Raw genomic sequence first — 25,216 nt, 5'->3', positions numbered from 1 at the left:
TTAAAGACTAAATATACCAATTTGAAGATTATAAAAATGTAACTCAGCATTGAGCCACCATTATTTACACATACTCAACATGTGGTTTTTCACTTCTATTTTTCCATTTTTCCTTTTGCAGCATGGGTTGTCCGCCATAATCGGTGGCAGGTTGGCCAATACACATATATCCTAGACTTTTCCATGCTTTAGGCACATCAAAGAGGTTTTCAAATTTTGAATAATCTAAAATAGAAACCCAGCCTGCCCCAAAACCTTGTTCGGTAAGTGAAAGCCAAAGGTTTTGAACCGCACAGGCACAACTCCACTCTAAAGTGCTTGTGTTGCCAATGGTGCCAATGGTGCCAATTGTAAAATTATCTAAGGTGCTACTATCGCAAAAAATGGCAATGCCAAGTGGTGTTTCTTCAATAGCCTCAAGCTTAAACGTATTATAAAGTGTAGACTGATTTTTGTCGGTTATTCCCAGTTTAGCCTGTTCGTTCGAAGCATTAAACAAGGCTTTAATTTCTTTTTTCTTTGCTGTAGATTTAACAACAACAAAGCGCCACGGTTCTGAAAGTCCTACCGAAGGCGCTGCATGAGCCGCATCTAAGGCTTTAAGTAGTACCGCTTCCGGAACTTCATTGTCTGTAAAATGACGAGTATCTCTACGTTTATAAATACAATCGTATAAGTCCATAGTATCCTTTTTATAAAATCAAAATTTCATCTAAAGGTAAGGCCTTTTTGAGCTTTCAAAAATTGATTTATAGGAATTTTAAGGAACAACTTTTAACGCTTTCTATTGCGATAGAATAACATTAACAAGCGCTATAAAAATTTACTATTCGTATTGAAGACTTTCAAGAGGTATTCTAGTTAACTCGACATCTTCTTTATTGGTTGCATAAGAAACGTACAAATAATTACCCCAAACAACACTTTTAGGATAACTATAGCCTACACGTTTGTATTTTCCAGGAAATCTTAATTTCTGAAGATTATCACCACCACCTCTCAATAAATACGCTTTATCAAACAACCAGCCATCTTTACTTAATGTTATTACCAATGGAAATCTACTTTTATTTCCCGAAGGATTATTCACCATGTAAGCCATGCCATTGGGTAAATTTCCAGCGCTTTGTTTTGCTCTAGAATCTGGTGTATTAATAATTTGAGGAGTGGTCCAGGTTTCTCCATTATCAAAACTCATGGAAGCGAGTTTTTTAAATGTGCTTTCTTGATCTCTAAAAACCATCACAATTGCGCCATCTTTTCTATAAAACCAACTGGGTTCTATAGCCCTACTCATGCCTTCTTTTGTTGTGGGCATATTCTTCATTTTTCCAGATTTCCAACCCGTTACACCACTAGGATCATCGGTATAAAATGGCGTTACAATTAACCCAGGTTGCATGTGAAAAGCTGTTAAAATTCTACCATTAGGCAATGCATGTACATCCTGTTCTATAATTCCTAAAACAGGCTGACCTTCACTGTTTTTTATAGGCACTGGTTTCTCCCAATGAATTCCATCGGCTGATGAAACAAACTCTGTGTACCCCTGTTTTAATTTACTAGTATTATTTGGCCATACACAAATATAAGCTACAAGAGTATCTCCATTACACCACCATCCTCCACTTGTTTTTATACCATGCTCCCACTTTTCGGTTAATTTTTTTGGAGCTTCCCAATCTACACCATTACGACTTCTGCTATAAAAAACTTGTGTATCTGCGCCATCTTCATCAACAGCAGAGCTTTGCCATTGCGCATAAAGCATACCCTTAAACGGAAATAAAACAACACCATGATTGTATTTATTATCTCGGTTTTTAGGTAAAAAAACTGTAATTGTTTCCAAGCCTTTGGCATAAGATAGCCCCAGTGTTTCTGGTTTGTTCATATTAAAAAGCGAATCTACCTTAAAAGGCTTAATATGTTCTTGTCCATGTAATACTATACATAGAAAGGCTATCGCCAAAAAACTGATTTTATTTTGATATGACATCATGGGAAATAAAAGCTTAGCATTCAGTGAATATATTTTAATGCTTATTTTGAAAAAATTAGGCTTTGTAAGTAACTATTTTTGTTCTTCTAATCCAAAGTTTTTGGGGTCAATCTCAAAAGTTGTGTGTAAATTAATTAAGATTCGTTTTCCAAAAAAATCAAACAAAAAAAAGCTCCCAATTTCTTGGAAGCTTTTTTAACTTTAGTGACCATGCCAGGATTCAAACCTGGAACCTCTTGAGCCGTAATCAAGTGCGCTATTCAGTTGCGCCACATGGCCTTATTTTGTGGGTGCAAATATACATTTTTATTTAAAACATATGCAAATTTTATTTCAAATTTCTAATTCATTACTTTTGATGAATAAAGCAATTGCTCATTATAATTTGATTTAACTTCAAACTAAACAAAAGGCATCATAAATAATTTATTCTATAATACTATGAAAGCGAATCTATTAAAAGATATGTACAGTCATGTTTTAGATAAAAACCTCATTGAAGAAATTTTTGAAATTGGTTCATTTAAAACTTTCAAAAAAGATGATATTATTATAGATATTAATCAAACTTTAAAATTTATTCCACTCTTATTAAGTGGAAATATTAAAATTCTGCGTGAAGATCAGGATGGCAACGAACTTCTTATTTATTTTTTAGAAGCTGGCGAAACCTGCACCATGTCCTTAACATGCTGCATTGGCACAACCAAAAGTAAAATTAGGGCAGTTGCCGAAAGTGATTCTAGCTTAATTTTAATTCCGGTTTCATACATGCAAAAATGGTTTCAGAATAATGAAAGCTGGCGAAATTTTATTTTAGAAAGTTATCAAAACCGCTTCGAAGAACTTTTAGAAGCTATAGACAATCTTGCTTTTATGAAAATGGACGAACGTTTATACAAATACCTTGTAAATAAAACGGTACTCCATGAATCTAAAAACATCATTATTAAACATCAAGAAATCGCCGAAGATTTACACACCTCTCGCGTGGTGGTTTCCAGACTTTTAAAGCAATTGGAAAACGAAAAAAAGATTGTACTAAGCCGAAACAAAATAAAAATTTTATAATAGTATTCCACCACCTATCCCTACTTAGGTAACATTTATCACAAAGTTAGTATACCATACACCATACTTTTGTGATAAAATTAATAGCATGGAACACATTTTAAATCCGTGGCCTTGGTACATTTCAGGTCCACTTATCGCCATTGTTATGGCGCTCCTACTCTACTTTGGTAAAACTTTTGGCATGTCCTCTAACCTTCGCACCCTTTGTGCTATTGGAGGCGCTGGGAAATTTGCCGATTTTTTTAAATTTAACTGGAAAGATCAAATCTGGAACCTAACCGTAGTTTTAGGTGCTATAATTGGTGGGTTTATAGCCGTTCATTATTTATCAAACGACAGTGGTACGCAGCTTAACCCAAGCACGATTTCCGAACTTCAAAACATGGGATTTGATAAACCTGGAGCCACATTAGTCCCTCAAGAAATGTATAATTTAGATGTTTTAACAACGCCTAAAGGATTGCTTTTATTAATTATTGGTGGGCTTCTAGTAGGTTTTGGCACCCGTTACGCGGGCGGTTGTACTTCTGGTCATGCCATTACTGGACTTAGTAGTTTACAAAAACCATCGCTAATTGCTGTGATCGGATTTTTTATTGGCGGATTAATTATGACCAATTTCATATTACCGCTCATCTTCTAAAACAGCTCACTCTAAAAAAATAATCAAATGAAATTTATAAAATTTTTATTAGTTGGAATTTTCTTCGGCATTGTTTTAGTAAAGTCTGAAGCCGTTTCATGGTACCGTATTTACGAGATGTTCCGATTTCAATCCTTTCACATGTATGGCATCATAGGCACTGCCATTGCATCAGGAATCTTGTTTTTACAACTTTCAAAAAGAGGTGGTATAAAAAGCATTGAAGGTGCCGATATTTATGTTCCTAAAAAAGACAAAGGCATTACCAGATATATTGTTGGCGGTATAATTTTCGGCTTAGGTTGGGCACTTATAGGCGCTTGCCCTGGCCCCATGTATATTCTTTTAGGCACAGGGGTTTGGAGCATGATAATTGTTATTGCAGCAGCCATTTTAGGTACTTTTTTATACGGTGTTTTAAAAAATAAACTACCGCATTAATATGGATAGCATCCAAATTTTAGGCTATTTAGGTGCTCTTATTGTTGGTCTTGTTTTAGGACTTATTGGTGGCGGAGGTTCTATACTCACCGTGCCTTTATTGGTTTACCTTTTAGGCTACAATCCTGTAATGGCTACGGCATATTCGCTTTTTGTGGTAGGTGTATCCTCTATGGTGGGCACCTATCAGAAGTACAAAAAAGGCCTTGTAGATTTTAAAGTAGGCTTAGCGTTTTCGTTTCCTTCTTTCCTTGCCGTTTATCTTTCAAGGCGATTTGTAGTGCCCGGCATACCGGAAACACTTGTTAGTTTCGGAAATTACGAGCTCACCAAAGACATGGCCATTATGGTGTTTTTTGCGGCTATTATGATTATTGCGGCCTTTTCAATGATAAAAAAAGGAAATCCTCAAGAACAGTTTACCGCAAAGCAACCTTATTATAAAACATTTATTCAAGGGCTAACCATTGGAACCATTACAGGATTAATAGGTGCTGGTGGCGGGTTTTTATATGTTCCAGCCTTAGTACTTTGGGCTAATATCCCAATGAAAAAGGCCGTAGGAACCTCGCTAATTATCGTTACTATAAATTCACTTATAGGATTTCTAGGCGATGTACAAACCTTAAATATCGAATGGGACTTCCTTTTAATCTTCACATTAATTTCTGTATTAGGAATAGTGATTGGGGTATTTTTCTCCAAATTTATTAGTGGTGAAAAACTAAAAAAAAGCTTCGGGTATTTTGTGCTAATCATGGCTACCTACATAATTTACAAGGAACTTTACTAATCCAAATGTGATATTAGTTACAAACCAAAGTAAACCCGTTTTGTAATTTTGAATTAATAATGAAAAGTTTTCCTTCTTGAAGGAACTAAAAAAATTTACGATGAAAATAGAACAAATATATACAGGATGCCTCGCCCAAGGCGCATATTACATAGAATCTAACGGCGAAGTTGCAATTATCGACCCACTACGTGAAACACAGCAGTATGTTGATAAAGCTGAAGCTGAAAACGCTAAAATCAAATATATTTTTGAAACTCATTTTCATGCCGATTTTGTTTCTGGACATGTCGATTTAGCTAAAAAAACGGGAGCAACAATTGTTTTTGGCCCTGGTGCTGAAACTGATTACAACATCCATACGGCAAAAGATAATGAAGAATTTAAACTAGGAAACATCACCATCAAAGTGCTACATACACCTGGTCATACTTTAGAGTCGTCGTGCTTTTTATTGATTGATGAAAACGGAAAAAACCATGCGCTTTTCTCTGGAGACACCTTGTTTTTAGGCGATGTTGGCCGGCCAGATTTGGCTATTAAATCCGATTTAACAAAAGAAGATTTAGCAGGCATGTTATTTGATTCGCTTAGAAACAAAATCATGACGCTATCTGATGACATTATTGTTTATCCTGCCCATGGTGCGGGGTCTGCTTGCGGAAAAAACCTGAGCAAAGAAACTGTAGGTGTTTTAGGTGAACAAAAAAAGACAAACTATGCCTTGAGAGCTGATATGACAAAGGCCGAGTTTATAAAAGAAGTTTTAGATGGCATGGCGCCTCCTCCTCAATATTTTGCAAAAAATGCCTTAATGAATAAATTAGGCTACGATAAATTTGAAGATGTTTTAAAACAAGGTAACACTGCTTTAAGTCCTGAAACTTTCGAACATCTCGCTAATGAAGAAGGCGCTTTAGTGTTAGATGTGAGAACTGAAAAAGACTTTGTAAAAGCCCATATTCCTAACTCCATTTTTATTGGAATTCATGGCGGATTTGCACCTTGGGTTGGTGCATTAATAACCGATTTAAAACAACCTATTTTATTAATTACCCCAAAAGGTAAAGAACAGGAAACCGTAACAAGACTATCGCGCGTTGGATACGACAATACTTTAGGGTATTTGGAAGGCGGTATGGAAGCTTGGAAAAATACTGGAAAAGATATTGAAAGCATCGAAACGATTTCTGCGGAAGAATTTTCTAAACAATTTAAAAAGGAACCCATACAGGTTTTAGATGTTAGAAAAGATGGAGAATACCAATCGGAGCATTTAGAAGGTGAAAATGTGAAACATTTTGCTCTAGACTATATCAATAACAATATGAATGCTATTGATAAAAATAAAACCTATTTTTTACACTGCGCTGGTGGTTACCGCTCGGTAATTGCGGCTTCCATTTTAAAAGCTCGCGGATTTGATAATTTAGTTGATATTTCGGGTGGCTTTGCTGCTATAAAAAACACCGATTTAACTACTACCGATTTTGTTTGCCCATCGACTTTGTAGGTATCACTCTAAAGGTTGTGGTTAAGTAAATACAGTAATGTAAAAATCAACACTGTATGTTCTCGACTTCAAAAAATAAAACCTTAGATACAATAAATGGCTGCGGTAGCTAATCCTATGTCAATTCGAGTGATGCGAGATTAGGAGCATTGTATCGAGAATCTTATACTTGTTAAAAACTATTACGAAGAAAAATTACAACGTTATCAACTTCTCGATACAATTCCGAAGAAAAATTGGAATCACTCGAAGTGACAATTCAAAAATCCAAGCCCTACTTTTCGGCAATCAATTTCTTATTCAAAAAATAAAACCTCAGGGACAATAAATGTGCTGCGGTAGCTAATCCTATGTCAATTCGAGTGATGCGACCTTAGGAGCATTGTATCGAGAATCTTATACTTGTTAAAATACTACTACGAAGAAAAATTACAGCGTTATCAACTTCTCGATACAATTCCGAAGAAAAATCGGAATCACTCGAAGTGACAATTCAAAACTCAAACCCCTACTTTTCGGCAATCAATTTCTTATTCAAAAATTAACCTTAGATACCATAAATGTGCTGCAGTAGCTAATCCTATGTCAATTCGAGTGATGCGACCTTAGGAGCATTGTATCGAGAATCTTATACGAGTCAAAATACTATTACGAAGAAATATTACAACGTTATCAACTTCTCGATACAATTCCGAAGAAAAATCGGAATCACTCGAAGTGACAAAAAAACGCTACGTCAGTTCGAGTGATGCGACCTTAGGAGCATTGTATCGAGAATCTTATACGAGTCAAAATACTATTACGAAGAAATATTACAACGTTATCAACTTCTCGATACAATTCCGAAGAAAAATCGGAATCACTCGAAGTGACAAAAAAAACGCTTTGTCAATTCGAGTTTAACCATAAAATATTACATATCAACGTTCTATGTTCTCGACTCCGCTCGAACACCCTGATATTAAAGCTTTAATTAAATTTCTTAGTTTTCACTCTAAACTCTAGAAGATAATGGTCTTCGAGCGGAGTCGAGAAGTTTATGAAAATCAGCACTCTACCTCTACTCGAACGCCCTGAAATTAGAGATTATACACTTACCTAATTTCCAGAACTTACATATTAATGAAGAAATCTGTTTAAACTACACAATTTCCGCACTCAATCCTGCTTCTAAAAGCATAGAGCATCGCGGTTTTAAATCGTCGTAATCGCCTGTTTTAACCGTACATTTCCCGTTGTAGTGCACGATTAACGAACATTGCTCTGCTTGTTCGGCAGTATGATCGCAGGCATAAATAAGTGTTTCTATAACATGATCAAAAGTATTTACATCATCATTATAAACCACTATTTCGTTTTGAGTTGAAACCGCTTCCTGAAGTAAAACTTCTTCGGATGTTTTTTCTTTAGTACTCATAATCCTATTGTGTTTCAGACAGTTCACACAGAAACCATCAATTTATTTACTAATTTAAAAATTTTAGAGCAACCCAATTGTTTCGTTCAAGTTTTTCTTCAAACTTTAACAAATACTTCTCACATTCGGCTTGAATAGTTGGAATGTCATCGTTGTAAAATCCACTTAAAAATAGAGTCCCGTTTTCATTTAAACAAGACGCGTAAGTTTTTAAATCTTGTAACAAGATATTGCGGTTAATATTAGCAATTATCACGTCGTATTTTTTATTTTGAAGTACTGAAGCATCACCTTCAATAACCGTGATATGTTCGCAATTATTACGTTCTACATTTTCCAAACTGTTTAAATAACACCAGTTGTCATAATCGACAGCATCAATGGGTTTGGCACCTTTCATTTCGGCTAGAATCGCCAAAACTCCTGTGCCGCAGCCCATATCTAAAACCGATTTATTGGTGAAATCGTTTTTTAAAATATGCTCAATCATCATGTGCGTGGTTTCATGGTGCCCAGTTCCAAAACTCATTTTAGGTTCAATTATAATATCGTATTGGGTATCGAACTTATCATGAAATGGGGCACGAACAGCACAAACATCATCGACTACAATCGGACTAAAATTTTTCTCCCATTCTTCGTTCCAGTTGGTTTGTTCGATTTCATTAAATTCGAATGAAATGTCAAATTCATCAGATTCTAAAATTTGAATATCATCAAGAATATCGCCGTGCCATTCTTCCTTTTGAATGTATGCTGTAACACCGTTTTCGGTTTCAACAAAGCTTTCAAAACCAGCGTAACCTAATTCGGCAATAAGAATTTCAACCCCTGGTTGTAAAGGCGATACTTTAAATTCGTAGCCTATATAAATGATATTTGACATAGTTATTTTTTTTCGGTCGACAAAGATAGAGGTTAATCTCTAAATTATACGAATTGTTCTCATAAAGAGTTCTTAAACTTAACGGAAGTTTAATGTGATAGTGTTTCGTTGGCATTCATTCATTTATGACAAAAATTGTGAACTTAAAATTAAATGGTTTAAATTTGATATATGATTATAACTGAACAAAATAAAAATTTAATAAAATCACTCTGCGAAACTCATCTCGTAGAAAAGCTTTATTTATTTGGTTCAGCTACTGGAAATCATTTCTCAAAAAATAGTGACATTGATTTTTTAGTAAAGTTTCAAAAAATTGAATTAGAGAAATATTTTGACAACTATCTATCTCTAAAAGAAAAACTTAAAAAAATTTTCCAAAGAGAAGTTGACCTCGTTGAAGAACAGACTCTTAAAAACCCTATCCTTATAAAATCCATAGAAAAAAACAAAGAATTGGTATATGGATGAAAGGATACTAAAGTGGCATCCCTTTTTAAGGCACGAGAAAAGACTTCGACAAGCTCAGCCTGACATTACAGCTAATAATTGTATTTGTTACAAAAAACAAATTTCCTAATATCATTTAAATTCAAAACACAAATCGTAGTTACTCGGTCACGCTGAGCTTGTCGAAGCGCACAATAATTAAACCTCCTTTTTTATCTGTACAGCCTGTAAACTACAAGCGCGACCCTAAATAATCAGGGTCGCGCTTGAATATTTTAATAAATACGTTTAATTAAAATGCATTTACAATAGCGAAAAAATCTTCAGCATTTAGTGAAGCTCCGCCAATTAAACCACCATCTACATCTGGTTTAGAGAAAATTTCTTCAGCATTTGCTGGTTTTACACTACCTCCGTAAAGGATTGAAACCTCATCGGCAACATCATTTCCATAAGCATCGGCTAGTGTTTTTCTAATGAAAGCGTGCATGTCTTGTGCTTGCTCTGGACTTGCAGTTTCGCCAGTTCCTATGGCCCAAACAGGTTCGTAAGCTAAAACGATGTTTTGAAAATCGGCTGATTTTAAATGAAACAACGCGTTTTTAATTTGATTTCCAACAACAGTTTCTTCGTTTCCAGATTTTCTATCGGCTAATTCTTCACCAAAACAGAAAATAACACGCATGCCTTTTGCTAAAGCAGCATCTACTTTTTTAGCTAATGTTTCGTCGGTTTCGTTAAAATACTCACGACGCTCGCTATGACCTAAAATTACTGTGTTTATGCCAACACTTTTTAACATGCTTGCGCTAATTTCTCCTGTGTAAGCACCATTTTCTGCAAAGTGCATGTTTTGTGCGATTACCTCGATTCCTGAGCCTTTTGTGCTGTTGTAAGCATGCCATAAGTTTGTTGCTGTTGGTGCAATCATCACTTCGGCAGCAGATGTTTTAACCTGTGCTTTTAAGCTTGTAATTAATGTTTCAGTTTGCGCTAAATCATTATTTAGTTTCCAGTTTCCGGCTACAATTTGTTTTCTCATAATAGTAGTATTACACCCTAATATTTAGGGATTTTATTTAGTTATATTAATCTCAATATTGTTATCATCGGCTTCAACAGCCTTGAAAAGTTTAATGTTTCCTTCGGCATCAACCACAATATATCTTGGGATCCAATCGATATTTACAAAATCGCCAAAGGCACTCTTTTTTCCGTTAGGCAAATAATAATGATCTCCTTCAACTTGGTATTTTTTAATGCCGTTTTTCCATGCTTTTTCAGCTCTGTCTAAAGACAAAAATACATAAGCGGCTTCGGGATGTTTTTTCTGTAAAGCCTTTACTTTTGGCATGCCTTTAATACAATCGCTGCACCAAGATGCCCAAATATCTATCACGATGGTTTTTCCTTTATGGGCTTCTAGAATGGTTTTAAAAGCGACAGATTCACCGTTTAAGTTTAAAAACTCATCATTTAAAGCCGCTTCCGAAAATTTAGTAGGCACTTGGGAATTACAGCTAAAAACTGTAAAAAGAAGTATCGCTAAGTATTTTAATTTTTTCATAGTTTTAGACATGACGCATGAGACTCCTGCGTTTGCAGGAATTATTCTAATTTTACTTTTGGGTCTAACCACACGTAAATAAGATCCACAAAAATATTAATAATTATAAACAATAAGGCTATAATTAACACGGCGCCCATAATTACAGGCAAATCTAAAGTGTTTAAAGCATTTACAATTTCTTTTCCTAAACCGTTCCAGCCAAAAATATATTCTACAAACACGGCACCTGCCAACATGGAAGCAAACCAACCCGAAATTGCTGTAACCACAGGGTTTAAAGCGTTTTTAACGGCGTGTCTTTTTATTATTTGAAACTCACTCAAACCTTTTGCTCGTGCGGTTCTTATATAGTCTTGGTTGAAAACTTCTAATAGCGAATTTCGCATGAGTTGAATAACAACGGCTAAAGGACGAATGCCTAAAACTACGGCTGGAAGGATTAAATTTTTCCAACGGATGTGCATGCCTTCACCAAAATCGTCCATCTCGTATAAACTCCCGGTCATTTCTAAATGCGTGTATTCATGAAGAATATATCCAAAAAACCAAGCGAATAAAATAGCGCTGAAAAAGGATGGTATACTCATACCAAATGTGCTTAATATTTGAATGACTTTGTCTAACCAAGTGTCTTTATTTAATGCTGAAATAATGCCAAGAAAAACACCTAAAAGCATGGCAATTATTATGGCTGTAACTGCTAAAACAAAAGTATTTGGCAAAGTTTCGCCTAAAACCTGACTTACCAATTTCCCTTGTTTAGTAAAGGATTCTCTTAAATAAGGCAACTTCAATACGGCTGTAGTATTTCCTATGGAAAACAACGTGGTTTCCTTGTATTTTCCGTCTCTTAAAAAGGTATAATCTTCGGGGTTATTTGAGTGAAATGACAGTGGCGATAAATCGTTTATATAATATAAATACTGTGTACTTATGGGTTTATCGAAACCGTACTTCTTTTTTACTAAGGCTAATTGTTCGCTATCTTCATTTTGCCCAAGCATCATTTGTGCTGGGTCGCCCGGCAGGACGCTAAATAAAAAGAATATCACAGTAACTACCCCAAAAAGCGTGAGAATAGCGTAGAAAATTTTATTTAATAAATAACCTATCAAATAGTTTTTAAATTGATTTGTTTAACTGAAAAGACAATGAATTTAGAATTTTAAATCTTCAATATCGTTCCAATGTACTTTTTGTTTTATTGTGCCTTTATCTAATTCTAAAACACCTGGATTTGATCGTACTACTGTTTTTAAAGCTTTTTCGTCGCACAAATAAAATTCGAAATCGATGTTGTACGTTTCTTTAATGTGCTGTTTTGCATCTTCACCAGAAGCTGTTAAGCCTATAATTTTATACCCATGACGTCTGGCTTCATCTTGAAGTGCTTTTAACTTTAGTGCGCCGTTACGTTCGATATGCTCTAAGCTATATGAAACTACAACGATTAACTTATCTTCATTTAAAAATTGGGCAGTTAAATCGCCATCTTCACTTTCAATAGAGAAATCGTAAATTGGAGGTTGGTACCCTTCTTGAATCACTTTGGTTTCTACACTTACATAGTCGCCATCTACTTTTGGATACGAGCCATTGGTTTTAAAAACTTTGTTTTCTCCATTTAAGTTAAACGTCCAACTGTACTCTTGAATGGGTTTTGGGGCATCTTCAGGAATCGTCATACCTTCAGAAATATTGTTTCCTATTTTATAGGCTCTAAAGTCTATTGCAGGCAAATGTTCTAATACATGAAAACCAAACCATAAACTCAAAATAAAACTTAACAGAGCAAAAATGGTTGTTTGTAATTTCCCGAAAACAGGATGAATATATTTTAAGCCAACAAATAAAATCAGAATAAAAATAAGCAGCACCAGATCTTTTGTAAAACTTTCCCATGGGGTTAATTTAAGCGCATCACCAAAGCAACCACAGTCTTTTACTTTATCAAAATAAGCAGAATAGAAGGTTAAAAAGGTAAAAAAGACAATCATTAACAGTAAACTCCAAACCGTAAATTTGGGCTTGTAACCTATTAATAAAAAGACACCTAAAACGACTTCAAAAACAACGACTAATATTGAAATTCCGAGTGCATAAGGCTCTAAAGCTGGAATATTAAGCACATCGACACTAAAATATTCTTGTAATTTATATGAAAAACCTAAGGGATCATTCAGTTTTATAAATCCTGAAATAATAAATAATACCCCTACAAAAATTCTAGAAATGGCTACTAATACTCTCATGCGTTGTCCTCATTTAAGTGAATCATCGCGAAGATACCATAATTAATCATGTCTTGATAATTGGCATCAATACCTTCGCTAACTAATGTTTTTCCTTGGTTATCTTCAATTTGTTTTACACGTAATAATTTCTGAAGAATTAAATCGGTTAAACTGCTTACACGCATATCGCGCCAGGCTTCGCCATAATCGTGGTTTTTATCTTCCATTAATTTTTTGGTGCGAGCAGCCATTTTCTCATACAACTCGGTAGCTTCTTCAGTCGATAAATCAGGTTGTTCTACCACGCCTTTTTCCAATTGGATTAAAGCCATAATGCTGTAATTAATAATCCCGATAAACTCGCTAACTTCTCCTTCATCAACCTTTCTAACATCGTTTTGCTGCAAGCCACGAATACGTTGCGCTTTAATAAATATTTGATCGGTAAGCGATGGTAATCTTAAAATTCTCCAAGCACTTCCGTAGTCACTCATTTTCTTTATAAATAAACTTTTACAGGTATCTATTACGGCATCGTATTGTTTTGAAGTATCTTGCATGAATAAATTGAATTTTGCGTAAATTTCGCATATTTTATTAGAATGTTCAAAGGTTTAGGGCCTAAAGTTCTAACATATTACAAAACCGTATAAATGACTATTAATTGCAAAGGGCAACTCATCGATTTATCAACGCCAAAAGTGATGGGGATTTTAAATATGACACCCGATTCTTTTTACGATGGTGGCGCCCATAAAAACGAAAAAGAAATGCTTTTAGCTGTTGAAAAAATGCTAAAAGACGGCGCTACTTTTATCGATATTGGTGCGTACAGCTCTAGACCAAACGCCGACCATGTAAGCGAAATCGAAGAGCTAAACCGCATTTTACCCGTGGTGAAATCGCTTTTAAAAACATTTCCAGATATTTTATTATCTATCGACACCTTTAGAAGCGAAGTTGCTAAACAATGTATTGAAGCTGGAGCAGCTATGGTTAACGATATTTCGGCAGGAAAACTAGATGCTAACATACTGCAAACGGTTGCTAATTTACATGTTCCTTATATTATGATGCACATGCGAGGTACGCCTAAAACCATGCAACAGCTAACCGAATACAACAATTTAACAAAGGATGTTTTGTTTTATTTTTCCGAACGCATCGCTGCAGCAAAAGCTTTAGGGATTATCGATATTATTGTTGATCCTGGATTTGGTTTTGCAAAAACTTTAGAACAAAATTTCGAATTGCTAAACCAACTAGAACTTTTTAAAATGATTGAAAAACCGCTATTAGTAGGGGTTTCAAGAAAATCTATGATTTATAAAACTTTAGAAACCACAGCCGATAAAGCCCTAAACGGCACATCGGTTTTAAATACCGTTGCCTTACAAAAAGGCGCTTCTATTTTAAGAGTTCACGATGTAAAAGAAGCTATGGAATGTGTTAAATTAACTGAGGCTTTGATTGCTGGTTGTTAGTTATTGGATATTGGTTAAAAATATGAAAAACAAAATTATTTTACTTTTATGCTGTGCCGTGTTTTCCTGCGGAAATAAAAAAGTGGTAGAATTACCTGAAATAGATTATTCTGAAATTTCTAAAATTAACGATGTCTCCCCAGGTTATTTATTTTACGATGAAACCCAAAAAGATAGTGTTGAGCTAAATAGAAAAAACTTAATTGTTTCTACCAACTGGTTGATTAATGTTGACAAACGCCTAACTTTAAATCAGGTTATCCCACACATAAAATTTTTACAAGAGAAAAAAAACAACTCGAGTCATAAAAATGAAAACGCAAGAAACTATTATACCTGCAATAACACCAGCGAAAAGCAACTGGGTTTTATAGAATTTACAGAGGTTGTTTATACCGAAAAAACGGATGCGTCTCCAGATTTAGAAGCATCAAATAAAACCAAGTTTATAAATTTTAATCAAGATGGTTCTATCTATATTTTAAATCCGAATGCGGAGCCATTTGTAACTAAATCAACTAAAAACACACTTTTAAACGATTTAAAAAAAGTAGATTCCACAGGGTTTATTTTAGTCTTACGCTTTCATAAAAATTTAAGTTTTCAAGAGTATATTAGCTACAAATCTTTAATTGCAAAAGCCGAACTAAAGCAAGCAAAAATATCAAAAGAAGAGTTTCTCGATAATTAACCTTAATTTACTAAATTTACCAAAAACCCCGCCACCATTGGATATTTTTAAAGACATTCTAAAATTTACCGTCGTAGATATTATCGATGTTATTCTTGTTGCTCTACTCCTCTATTATTTGTACCGCTTGGTAAAAGGCACGGTAGCCATCAATATTTTTATTGGAATAATTATAATTTATGGGGCTTGGCGATTAACCGATTTCCTGAACATGGAACTGCTTACTAGCATTTTCGGAGGGTTTATGAAGGTGGGAATTATTGCGCTTATAGTGGTTTTTCAACCCGAAATAAGAAAGTTTCTACTCATGGTAGGCTCCACCAATTTTGGACGTCGTGGTAAATTATTAAAACAATTTAATTTTCTAAAAACAGAAGACACGAACGACACCGATGTAGATGCTATAATTTCGGCTTGCAATAAAATGTCGATGTCTAAAACAGGCGCATTAATTGTTTTTGAACGCAACAACAACCTCGATTTCCTTTCAGAGTCTGGCGACGAAATGAATATTAAAGTCACTCAACCTATTATTGAAAGTATCTTTTTTAAAAATAGCCCGTTGCACGATGGCGCCATTATAGTTAACCATAATACAGTAAAAGCCACCCGTGTAATTCTTCCTGTAAATAACGAGAAAAACATCCCAAAACGCTTTGGTTTACGCCACAGAGCAGCCATTGGTGTTTCTGAAAAAACAGATGCTTTAGCTTTAGTGGTTAGTGAAGAAACTGGACATATTTCTTATTTTAAAGATGGTGATTTTGTGGTTTACGAAGATACAAACGAGCTGAATGCTTTAATACGAAAGGATTTGGCATAGTTTTTAATTTGAATGAAAACTGTTCTCGATACGATGCTCCTATGGTCGCACCACTCGAACTGACATCGTGCTTTTTGTTACTTCGAGTAATTCCGATTTTTTTTCGGAATTGTATCGAGAAGCTTTAGTGCAATTAATATATTCTATTTCAAAAAACTGTTCTCGATACGATGCTCCTAAGGTTGCATCACTCGAACCGACATCGTGCTTTTGTCACTTCGAGTAATTCCGATTTTTTTTCGGAATTGTATTGAGAAGCTTTAGCGCAATTAATATATCCTATTCCAAAAAACTGTTCTCGGTACAATGCCCCTAAAGTCGCATCACTCGAACTGACATCGTGCTTTTTGTCACTTCGAATGGTTCCTCATTTTTCTTCGGAATTGTATCGAGAAGCTTTAAAACAATTAATATATTCTATTTCAAAAAACTGTTCTCGACACAATGCTCCTAAGGTCGCATCACTCGAACTGACAACCTGTTTCTTTTTGTCACTTCGAGTGATTCCGATTTTTCTTCGGAATTGTATCGAGAAGCTTTAAAACAATTAATATGTTCTATTTCAAAAAACTGTTCTCGATACAATGCTCCTAAGGTCGCATCACTCGAACCGACATCGTGCTTTTTGTCGCTTCGAGTGATTCCGATTTTTCTTCGGAATTGTATCGAGAAGCTTTAAAAAAATTAATGTATCCTTTTAAAAATCTGTTCTCGACACAACGCTCCTAAGGTCGCATCACTCGAACTGACATCGTGTTTTTTGTCACTTCGAGTGATTTTCGATTTTTTTTCGGAATTGTATCGAGAAGCTTTAAAATAATTAAAGTAACCTATTAAAAATCTGTTCTCGATACGACGCTCCTATGGTCGCATCACTCGAACCGACATCGTGCTTTTTTTTGTCACTTCGAGTGATTCCGATTTTTTTTCGGAATTGTATCGAGAAGCTTTAAAACAATTAATGTGTCCTATTAAAAAACTGTTCTCGATACAATACTCCTAAGGTCGCATCACTCGAACTGACATCGTGCTTTTGTGACTTCGAGTGATTTTCAATAGAAAATTGTATCGAGAAGTCTGCCGTAAAAACCTAAGCCACATGCTCCTTCAAAAACTGTACTTCATACAAGTTTTTATAGTAGCCATTTTCTTTTTTAAGAAGTTCCTCATGGGTGCCTTGTTCTACAATTTCACCCAAATCCATAACAATAATTTTATCTGCTTTCTGGATGGTTGCTAGTCTGTGGGCAATTACAATCGAAGTACGCCCTTTTGTGATTTTATCGGTGGCATTTTGAATTAGTTGCTCAGAATACGAATCGACAGAAGAAGTCGCTTCATCTAAAACCAAAATACTCGGGTTGGTAACATAAGCTCTTAAAAACGAAATTAATTGGCGCTGACCAGAAGACAACATAATACCACGTTCTTTAACATTATAATTGTAGCCGTTTGGAAGTGTCATAATAAAATCATGAATCCCAATATCTTTGGCCGCTTGATACACTTGAGCTTCAGTAATTTCTGGATGATTCAATGTAATGTTATTCATGATGGTGTCTGCAAACAAAAATACATCTTGCAAAACCACAGCTATTTGTGTTCTTAACGACGCTAAAGTGACTTCTTTTATATTAAGCCCATCAACTAAAATAGCGCCCGATTTAATTTCGTAAAAACGATTCAATAAATTAATTATTGTCGATTTTCCTGCTCCTGTTGCACCAACAATGGCAACGGTTTCTCCAGCTTTTACTTCAAAAGAAATCCCTTTTAAAACAGCTTCATCTTCAACATAATTAAAATGGACTTTTTCAAATGCTATATCCCCTTTAAAATGGGTTGCTACTTTGGTGCCGTGATCATCAATTTGCGATGTCGTATCAATCACTTTAAAAACTCTGGTTGCAGCAACCATCCCCATTTGCAGTGTATTAAACTTATCGGCAATTTGTCGTAATGGTCTAAAAAGCATGGGAATAAACATGATAAAGGCAATTAAATCACCTTGCGACACGGCGCCACCTTTTAAAACCACATTTAAACCACCATACCAAGCCACCAAACCAATGGTTATGGATGCCGACAAATCGGCTAACGGAAAGAAAATCGAGTTGTACCAAACCGTTTTTAGCCAGCCTTTTTTATGGCGGGCGTTTATGGCTTTAAAATTATCATATTCAATTTTTTCGCGTGTAAACAGCTGTAAAATTTTCATCCCTGTTAAACGCTCTTGAACAAAAGAATTTAAGTTTGATACTTCGGTTCTAACTTCCTCAAAAGCCTTTTTCATGTATTTTTGAAACAATCGCGTAGCATAAAGTAAAAGCGGTAACATGGCAAATACAATCAGGCTTAATTTTAAATTGATGTACACCATAACACCAAAAACCACCACCATAGTCAGTAAATCGCGTACAATCATAAAAAGCCCTTGTCCAAAAATATCGGCAATACGTTCCATATCGGTTACGGCTCGTGTAATTAAAACCCCTACCGAAGAATTATCGTAATACTTCATTTTAAACTTCAGCAAATGGTTGAATAGTTTAACACGTACATCAACTACCAAATTTTGCCCCAACCACGTGGCATAATAAATAAATAAAAGCTGAAAAACCGTTGAAACAATTAGTACGCCCAACATTAAAACAATGTAAAACAAAAAGTCCTTTTCTGCTTTATTTGTAATACTATCGTCTATTGCAAACTTGGTTAAATAAGGCGTAGCAGCACTTAATGCAGCTAATAAAATCACCAAAACAATCAAACTGTAAAAAACAATTTTATAGGGTTTTATGTATTCAAAAAGACGCTTAAAAAGCTGAATGTCAAAAATATTTTCTTTTGGTTTACTCATTTATAGTTTTATATCTTCTGGATATTCAATATGTGTTAAAAATAAGCCATGCGCCGGAACCGAAAATCCAGCTTCTCCTCTACTTTTAGATTGGATGATGTTGTGCAAAGCTTCAACTTCCATTTTCCCCAATCCTATATTAATCATCGTGCCCACAATGGCTCGCACCATATTTCGTAAAAACCGATTGGCTTTAATCACAAAATGAAGTTCTTCGTCTTTAAAAAACCATTCTGCTTTCATAATATCACAATTATACGTTTTTACGTCGGTATTACTTTTCGAAAAGCATTGAAAATCTTTATACGTTAATAAAATTTTCGAAGCTTCATTCATTTTATCTACATCAAGCGCTTTCTTCACAAAATAGGTGTGTTCAAAATTAAACACATTTTTCTTTAAAGTCACCCTATATAAATACTGTCTGCTAAGCGCATCAAAACGTGTATGCGCTTCAGGTTTCACTTTAAAAACCGAATGCACAGCCACATCAACCGGCAAAAACGAATTGAGTTTATACAGTAATTTATCATTATTAAACGCAGCATCGGTATCAAAATGAGCAAACATCTGGCTAGCATGTACGCCTGCATCCGTACGTCCTGCGCCCATTATGGCAATATTTTCTCCTAAAATAGTAGACAATGCTTTTTCTAAAACCTCCTGTACAGAAATCGCGTTGGGCTGGTTTTGCCAACCGTGATAAGCTTGTCCGTTATAAGAAAGTTCAATAAAATACCTCAATTCTGCTCTATTTATTAAAACCACAAAGATAGGCAGTTTTAAGCATGTTAAGAAGTCCGAATCTTAATTCTATATTAAAAGATTTTAAGGCAAAATCAAGCACCGAAAACTTCAAATATAATGATGTCTAAAATTTGGGCGTTCCCCTAAGGGTCGGGCTTTCCGCTATATCTTTTTTTCCTACCTCAAAAAAGGATGCCGCTGCAATCCCTAACGCAGTGCCCAACCAGCATTTATCTTTCCTTCAAAATAAACATTTACCATTTAAGCAAACAAGTTGTTATTGTAAATACGTGAAGTTTTAAAACTAACATAATAAAACCAAAAATAAAGTTTAATGCGCTATAGCGAAGTCAATAAATTAAGGCAATAATCCATAACTTTACAAGCCGAAACCACACGAAATGACAAAAATATTACTCCTTTCTGATACCCACAGTTATATAGACGACGACATTTTAAAATACGTAAAGCAAGTAGACGAGGTTTGGCATGCTGGCGATATTGGCGATTTAAAAGTCACCGATGCTATTAAAGCACTAAAACCACTTCGCGGCGTTTATGGTAATATTGACGAAGCCAAAATACGTGGTGAATTCCCTGAACACAACCGTTTTAAATGTGAAGATGTCGATGTTTGGATTACGCATATTGGCGGCTACCCTCCTAAATACAACTTACGCGTTTTAGATGATATTAAACAAAATCCGCCACGAATATTCATTTCAGGTCATTCCCATATTTTAAAAGTGATGCCCGACAAAAAGTTAAACTTAATTCATATGAATCCTGGCGCAGTTGGAAAACATGGCTTCCATAAAGTTAGAACCATGCTGCGTTTTACTATAGACGGAAAAAAAATAGAGAATCTGGAAGTTATTGAATTTCCGGTGCGTCATCCGAGGTAAGTTTTTGGTAAGTTGTACTTCGTCTTGAAACTAGAAATAAAAAACATAAATTCCACAAATTATCACGAATCGTATTACACAACAAACCATCTTAACAACTAAACTCCAGTAGAATGTATACAGAGGAAGTAGCCATTGGCTATACGTAATTCCATCTTTGAAAATTTGGAGCTTTCAAACTCTAAACCTTTAGCATTAAACTATAAACTCTAGGCTAATATGTCTTTTAAACTTGCCTCTTTGTGATTTTTTTTACTTTCTAACTTCTAAGGTTCTAACTCTGTAACTTTGAATCTTCTCCAAATTAACAGTATTTAACGTATAAAATTGCCGCTTTAAATCCATAAATCGTAATTTAGCCCACTTATAAAAAAGTAAACATAATTATATTTATGAGTCAAGTAAAAGAAAATGATACCGTAAAAGTACATTACACAGGAAAATTAGCAGATGGTCAAATTTTTGACAGCTCTTTAGAGAGAGAACCTTTAGAAGTTACTCTTGGTCAAGGGATGCTTATTCCTGGTTTTGAAAAAGGTATGATTGACATGAAAGTAAACGAGAAAAAAACAATTAATATTCCTGTTGCCGAAGCTTACGGCGATGTGAGACAAGAATTGTTGTATGAAGTAAAAAAAGAACAATTACCACCAGAAATGACTCCTGAAGTTGGCATGGGATTAGCTTCAAAAGATCCAGAAGGAAGAGAAGTTCAATTTAGAGTGGCCGAAGTTCACGACGATTTTATTGTTGTTGATGCTAACCACCCTTTAGCAGGACACGATTTAACGTTCGACCTAGAACTTGTTGAAATAAAATAAGGCAAAAGCCCTTCCTAAATCCTTCCCAGTTGTGAAGGACTTAATTACAACTAAAAGTAATTAAGTGTTTCTCACTTCTAGAGAAACTAAAACAGGAAAAATTATAAAAAGTCTGGAACTATTCCAGGCTTTTTTTGTTTATAAAAGTTATTCAGGGCTAACTATTTTATTCAATTAGAGATTAAGTAAAAACACTCCTTATACCCTACACTAAAGACCTTCAACAAAAACACATTAACATTTCGATACTGCTCAAAGAAACAAAAAAAACTAAGCGACATATCAGACTCCTATTTAAGCACTTAGCTTCTATTTAGGAGTGCAAATTGCAGGATCTATTTAGAATCGAGTATTTCCTCGGTTGGAGGGATTAGGGAAGGCTATTAGATATAAAAAAACCCAAGATCTTCACCTTGGGTTTACGCACTAATACTACTAAGATTTTAGGTTTAACGTAATCTATCTACAGATTTTACGAGGTCTTCATCCTTCTTGATGGCCTTATTGGCTAAAGCCAAAAACACGATAGAAACAATGGGGAGAAGCATCCCAATACCTTTCTCAGAAACCGCCGTTTCTCCAGATACATTTAGAGATAAATACACAAAAAAGCCTAATAAAATAAAGTTTAATATGATATTAAGTCGCCCCAACATAAATTGGGACTTCCTGTTTTTGTATCGAAATATAGAAACTACCGAAAACAAAGCCGAAGTTAAAAAAGCGGCAAACACATAACTGGTATCGGCTGCAAAAACTTTTACACCTGCTTCTGTTGTCCATAATTCAAACGCAAAAATTAATCCGCCAGATACTCCTGCGGCTAATAAAAGGTAGATGGTTTGAATACGTTGTAGCATATTTATTTTTTAATTCTAGACAGCAAAAATAAAAGAATTAATGCAGAAAAATAAAATAAAGTTGTATAATTGCAGTAATAATTCTCAACAGTCGCAAAAACAAGCGATTAAATCTTCAGAATAAAATTCAATTTTTCAGAATAACTCAAGTAAGTGTTCTCAACAATATATTCAATTAAACATCAATGTTTGAAATTTCACAATTAAAAGAAAAGAAACTCGCTGATTTACAGGAGATTGCTAAAAAACTGAACGTTTCTAAATACCGTTCACTTAAAAAGTTAGATTTAGTATATCAAATATTAGATCAGCAGGCTGCAGACCCTAAGGCTGTTAAAGCTGCCGTTGCACCAACACCTTCAGCGCCTGTTGAAGCTGAAAAAGCAACAGAAAACAAAGAAACTAAAGACGTAAAGCCTGCTAGAAAACCTAGACAGCGCGTACAAAAGCCTGTTAGAAACACCCCGCCAAAAGCAGAGGAGAAAACAACAACAGAACCTCAACAAGTTGAGCAAAGTATCGAAGCACCAAAAGCAGAGACTGCTCCAACTGAAGCGCCTAAAAAAGCACAAAAGGAAGCGCCTAAAAAAACGAATTCGCCAAAGGCCAAAAACCAAAACGAAGGACCAAATAAACCAAATCCTAGAAGTCAAAATAATCCGAACCAAAATAAAAATCAGCATAAAAACCAAAAAAATGGTAATGTTGATAAAGGCAATAAAGACAACAGAAACCGTTATCGCGAACCTGATTTTGAATTTGATGCCATTATTGAAAGTGAAGGTGTTCTAGACATCATGCAAGATGGTTATGGGTTTTTACGATCTTCAGATTACAACTATTTATCGTCACCTGATGATATTTATGTATCGCAATCGCAAATTCGTTTGTTTGGTTTAAAAACTGGCGATACGGTTTTAGGTCATGTACGTCCGCCAAAAGAAGGCGAAAAATATTTCCCTTTAATTAAGGTGAGTAAAATTAACGGTCAAAACCCTAATGTTGTTAGAGACCGTGTATCTTTTGAGCATTTAACCCCATTGTTCCCTGATGAAAAGTTTAATCTTGCAGAAAAACAAAGCACGATTTCTACACGTATCATGGATTTATTTTCTCCTATCGGAAAAGGGCAACGTGGTATGATTGTTTCGCAACCAAAAACAGGTAAAACCATGTTACTTAAGGATGTTGCGAATGCTATCGCTGCAAATCATCCTGAAGTTTACCAAATGATTTTATTAATTGATGAACGTCCGGAAGAGGTAACAGACATGCAACGTAATGTACGTGGCGAAGTGATTGCTTCTACCTTTGATAAAGAAGCTCACGAACACGTTAAAATTGCAAATATCGTTCTTGAAAAAGCAAAACGATTGGTTGAATGTGGTCATGATGTGGTTATTTTACTAGATTCTATCACGCGTTTAGCTAGAGCTTATAACACCGTTCAACCAGCATCTGGAAAAATATTAAGTGGTGGTGTGGATGCGAATGCTTTACACAAACCAAAACGTTTCTTTGGTGCAGCTCGTAATATTGAAAATGGTGGTTCTTTAACCATTATCGCTACAGCACTTACCGAAACTGGTTCTAAAATGGACGAAGTTATTTTCGAAGAGTTTAAAGGAACTGGTAATATGGAACTTCAATTGGATAGAAAAATTTCTAACCGTAGAATTTTCCCTGCTATCGATTTAACTTCATCAAGTACACGTCGAGACGATATTTTATTAGACGAAACCACCGTACAACGTATGTGGGTAATGCGTAAATACCTTGCGGATATGAATCCTGTTGAAGCCATGGAGTTTATTAACGAACGCTTCAAACAAACAAAAAACAATGAAGAGTTCTTAATTTCTATGAATGGATAAAAATTAAGCATAACAATTTATAATTAGCCTTAACATTTCTGTTGAGGCTTTTTTTATACTTCTATATCAACTGAAATCACTCTCTATAAAGCATAAAAATGAATACACTTTAGTAACTTTACATAGATAGCTTCATTGAAAAAGATATCATCTTTAGTTCTTGATGCGTAGACATTTTAATTACAATTTAACTCTTTCAGAATAATCTATTTAAGCATGCCATTAAATAATATTGTATTTGAACAAGATTATAACATTAGAAGCATTAACATAAATGCGAATAAAAAACTAGGTTTATACGGACTTCTTGGTTTGCTTGAAGACACCACTTCAGAGCATGCTCACAAACTAGACTTTGGTTACGAAAGCATGATTAAACAAGGATTCATCTGGGTATTAATTCGTCAGAAACTAAAAATGAAGGTTTGGCCACTTTGGCATGACACGATTACTATAAAAACATGGACACTTCCTATTAATGGCTTTAATGCGACGCGTGAATTTGAAATATTTCTTAATGGTGAAAAAATAGGTGCTTGCTCTACCACATGGATAATTTTAGACAGCAAATCTCGCCGACCAAGAAAGATAACAGATTTAGACCACTCTTTCTCGCCCCGAACCGATTACACTCTAGATTTTTCATGCTCTAAAATTATAACTCCAGAAGATTTACAAATTGTACAAACCATAAAAGTAAAGAATAGCGATTTGGACATGAACAACCATGTAAACAATACTAAATATTCACAATGGGCACTGGATTTAATTCCTTTTGAATACCACTCAAAACACCAACTAAACGAATATGAAATTAATTTTCTGAATGAATCCTTGCTCGGAGATAACATAGCGCTTTACAGTCATATTGATGAAACTCCAAGAAACGAACTATTTTTTTATGGAGAAAACCTGAATGCATCTAAAACAGCTTTTAAAATAAAAATGAAAATTCAAGACTAACGGGAATCACTGTCAAAAAGTTGTTGAATGCATCTAAATTTAGCGCACAAAAAAACCGAGCTCCCTCAAACTCGGTTTCTTTTAATTTGCTTTTTGTTTTATGATGTTAGATTTGGGGTAACCATATCAACAACACATTGCAAATATTAATTAATTAATCCATTG

25 protein-coding genes and 1 tRNA gene are annotated in these 25,216 nt (G+C 34.9%); 13 read left to right on the top strand and 13 right to left on the bottom strand.

Annotation, left to right across the window (positions count from 1 at the left end; genetic code table 11):
* Window positions 1-64: 64 nt before the first annotated feature.
* From bluB to H6X70_RS14070, 3 genes are all read right to left on the bottom strand, one after another.
* Complete coding sequence (gene bluB / locus H6X70_RS14080) at window positions 65-682, bottom strand: 5,6-dimethylbenzimidazole synthase (protein WP_194768331.1); 618 nt, start codon at window positions 680-682, stop codon at window positions 65-67.
* Between the two features lie 144 nt (window positions 683-826).
* Window positions 827-1,972, bottom strand: a complete 1,146-nt coding sequence (locus H6X70_RS14075; RefSeq protein WP_228530381.1) for a sialidase family protein — start codon at window positions 1,970-1,972, stop codon at window positions 827-829.
* Window positions 1,973-2,207: 235 nt separating this feature from the next.
* A tRNA-Arg gene (locus tag H6X70_RS14070) sits at window positions 2,208-2,281 on the bottom strand.
* Window positions 2,282-2,443: 162 nt separating this feature from the next.
* Between H6X70_RS14070 and H6X70_RS14065 the strand changes: the two genes are divergently transcribed.
* From H6X70_RS14065 to H6X70_RS14045, 5 genes are all read left to right on the top strand, one after another.
* Window positions 2,444-3,073 carry a Crp/Fnr family transcriptional regulator gene (locus H6X70_RS14065; protein WP_194768330.1) on the top strand — a complete coding sequence of 210 codons (630 nt, stop codon included), beginning with the start codon at window positions 2,444-2,446 and terminating at the stop codon, window positions 3,071-3,073.
* A gap of 88 nt (window positions 3,074-3,161) precedes the next feature.
* Complete coding sequence (locus H6X70_RS14060; protein ID WP_194768329.1) at window positions 3,162-3,719, top strand: YeeE/YedE family protein; 558 nt, start codon at window positions 3,162-3,164, stop codon at window positions 3,717-3,719.
* Between the two features lie 27 nt (window positions 3,720-3,746).
* A complete protein-coding gene (locus tag H6X70_RS14055) occupies window positions 3,747-4,160 on the top strand; it encodes a DUF6691 family protein (RefSeq protein WP_194768328.1) in 414 nt (137 codons plus the stop codon).
* A 1-nt stretch (window position 4,161) separates the two neighbouring features.
* The gene (locus H6X70_RS14050) at window positions 4,162-4,953 is read left to right on the top strand and encodes a sulfite exporter TauE/SafE family protein (RefSeq protein ID WP_194768327.1); all 792 of its coding nucleotides are present in this window, start codon (window positions 4,162-4,164) and stop codon (window positions 4,951-4,953) included.
* Window positions 4,954-5,053: 100 nt separating this feature from the next.
* Window positions 5,054-6,466 (top strand): MBL fold metallo-hydrolase, encoded by a 1,413-nt coding sequence (locus H6X70_RS14045; RefSeq protein ID WP_194768326.1) that lies wholly within the window; start codon window positions 5,054-5,056, stop codon window positions 6,464-6,466.
* Window positions 6,467-7,607: 1,141 nt separating this feature from the next.
* Here H6X70_RS14045 and H6X70_RS14040 read toward each other — a convergent pair.
* Entirely contained in the window at window positions 7,608-7,883 is a 276-nt protein-coding gene (locus H6X70_RS14040) for an ATP-dependent Clp protease adaptor ClpS (protein ID WP_194768325.1), read from the bottom strand.
* A gap of 49 nt (window positions 7,884-7,932) precedes the next feature.
* Entirely contained in the window at window positions 7,933-8,769 is an 837-nt protein-coding gene (prmA, locus tag H6X70_RS14035; RefSeq protein ID WP_194768324.1) for a 50S ribosomal protein L11 methyltransferase, read from the bottom strand.
* Between the two features lie 171 nt (window positions 8,770-8,940).
* Here prmA and H6X70_RS14030 point away from each other — a divergent pair, with 171 nt between their 5' ends.
* Complete coding sequence (locus H6X70_RS14030; RefSeq protein WP_194768323.1) at window positions 8,941-9,240, top strand: nucleotidyltransferase family protein; 300 nt, start codon at window positions 8,941-8,943, stop codon at window positions 9,238-9,240.
* A 271-nt stretch (window positions 9,241-9,511) separates the two neighbouring features.
* On the opposite strand, the gene tpiA is transcribed toward H6X70_RS14030, so the two are convergent.
* From tpiA to H6X70_RS14005, 5 genes are read right to left on the bottom strand one after another with little or no spacing between them, the layout of a single operon-like run.
* On the bottom strand, window positions 9,512-10,261 hold the full coding sequence (gene tpiA / locus H6X70_RS14025) for a triose-phosphate isomerase (protein ID WP_194768322.1): 750 nt from the start codon (window positions 10,259-10,261) through the stop codon (window positions 9,512-9,514).
* A 33-nt stretch (window positions 10,262-10,294) separates the two neighbouring features.
* On the bottom strand, window positions 10,295-10,786 hold the full coding sequence (locus H6X70_RS14020) for a TlpA family protein disulfide reductase (protein WP_194768321.1): 492 nt from the start codon (window positions 10,784-10,786) through the stop codon (window positions 10,295-10,297).
* A 41-nt stretch (window positions 10,787-10,827) separates the two neighbouring features.
* Window positions 10,828-11,904 (bottom strand): ABC transporter permease, encoded by a 1,077-nt coding sequence (locus H6X70_RS14015; RefSeq protein WP_194768320.1) that lies wholly within the window; start codon window positions 11,902-11,904, stop codon window positions 10,828-10,830.
* Window positions 11,905-11,946: 42 nt separating this feature from the next.
* Window positions 11,947-13,041 (bottom strand): BT_3928 family protein, encoded by a 1,095-nt coding sequence (locus H6X70_RS14010; RefSeq protein WP_194768319.1) that lies wholly within the window; start codon window positions 13,039-13,041, stop codon window positions 11,947-11,949.
* On the bottom strand, window positions 13,038-13,583 hold the full coding sequence (locus H6X70_RS14005; protein ID WP_194768318.1) for a DUF1599 domain-containing protein: 546 nt from the start codon (window positions 13,581-13,583) through the stop codon (window positions 13,038-13,040). The genes H6X70_RS14010 and H6X70_RS14005 overlap by 4 nt, the downstream gene beginning before the upstream one ends.
* Before the next feature lie 93 nt (window positions 13,584-13,676).
* Between H6X70_RS14005 and folP the strand changes: the two genes are divergently transcribed.
* Genes folP through H6X70_RS13990 form a run of 3 tightly spaced genes read left to right on the top strand, consistent with a single transcriptional unit; the run spans window position 13,677 to window position 16,021 of the window.
* Window positions 13,677-14,507 (top strand): dihydropteroate synthase, encoded by an 831-nt coding sequence (gene folP / locus H6X70_RS14000; protein WP_194768317.1) that lies wholly within the window; start codon window positions 13,677-13,679, stop codon window positions 14,505-14,507.
* Between the two features lie 22 nt (window positions 14,508-14,529).
* Window positions 14,530-15,198 (top strand): hypothetical protein, encoded by a 669-nt coding sequence (locus tag H6X70_RS13995; protein ID WP_194768316.1) that lies wholly within the window; start codon window positions 14,530-14,532, stop codon window positions 15,196-15,198.
* Between the two features lie 37 nt (window positions 15,199-15,235).
* Window positions 15,236-16,021, top strand: a complete 786-nt coding sequence (locus H6X70_RS13990) for a diadenylate cyclase (protein ID WP_194768315.1) — start codon at window positions 15,236-15,238, stop codon at window positions 16,019-16,021.
* A gap of 1,090 nt (window positions 16,022-17,111) precedes the next feature.
* Here the strand turns inward: H6X70_RS13990 and H6X70_RS13985 are convergent.
* Together H6X70_RS13985 and truA are read right to left on the bottom strand one after the other, a co-directional pair.
* Window positions 17,112-18,881: an ABC transporter ATP-binding protein gene (locus tag H6X70_RS13985; RefSeq protein ID WP_194768314.1), complete on the bottom strand. Its 1,770-nt coding sequence runs from the start codon at window positions 18,879-18,881 to the stop codon at window positions 17,112-17,114.
* Window positions 18,882-19,625, bottom strand: coding sequence for a tRNA pseudouridine(38-40) synthase TruA (gene truA / locus H6X70_RS13980; protein WP_194768396.1), 744 nt, complete (start codon window positions 19,623-19,625; stop codon window positions 18,882-18,884).
* A 404-nt stretch (window positions 19,626-20,029) separates the two neighbouring features.
* Here truA and H6X70_RS13975 point away from each other — a divergent pair, with 404 nt between their 5' ends.
* Both H6X70_RS13975 and H6X70_RS13970 read left to right on the top strand, forming a co-directional pair.
* Complete coding sequence (locus H6X70_RS13975) at window positions 20,030-20,533, top strand: metallophosphoesterase family protein (protein WP_194768313.1); 504 nt, start codon at window positions 20,030-20,032, stop codon at window positions 20,531-20,533.
* Window positions 20,534-20,925: 392 nt separating this feature from the next.
* Window positions 20,926-21,354, top strand: a complete 429-nt coding sequence (locus H6X70_RS13970; RefSeq protein ID WP_194768312.1) for a peptidylprolyl isomerase — start codon at window positions 20,926-20,928, stop codon at window positions 21,352-21,354.
* Window positions 21,355-21,803: 449 nt separating this feature from the next.
* Here the strand turns inward: H6X70_RS13970 and H6X70_RS13965 are convergent, their stop codons facing one another.
* Window positions 21,804-22,214: a DUF4293 domain-containing protein gene (locus H6X70_RS13965; RefSeq protein WP_194768311.1), complete on the bottom strand. Its 411-nt coding sequence runs from the start codon at window positions 22,212-22,214 to the stop codon at window positions 21,804-21,806.
* A gap of 185 nt (window positions 22,215-22,399) precedes the next feature.
* Between H6X70_RS13965 and rho the strand changes: the two genes are divergently transcribed.
* Complete coding sequence (gene rho / locus H6X70_RS13960) at window positions 22,400-24,088, top strand: transcription termination factor Rho (RefSeq protein ID WP_194768310.1); 1,689 nt, start codon at window positions 22,400-22,402, stop codon at window positions 24,086-24,088.
* Window positions 24,089-24,304: 216 nt separating this feature from the next.
* Complete coding sequence (locus H6X70_RS13955) at window positions 24,305-25,051, top strand: acyl-[acyl-carrier-protein] thioesterase (RefSeq protein WP_194768309.1); 747 nt, start codon at window positions 24,305-24,307, stop codon at window positions 25,049-25,051.
* Window positions 25,052-25,216: the final 165 nt, after the last annotated feature.

The sequence above is a fragment of the Tamlana sp. I1 genome, assembly GCF_015355625.1.
Lineage (GTDB): Bacteria > Bacteroidota > Bacteroidia > Flavobacteriales > Flavobacteriaceae > Pseudotamlana.
This window is presented reverse-complemented; position numbering and strand designations above follow the sequence as displayed.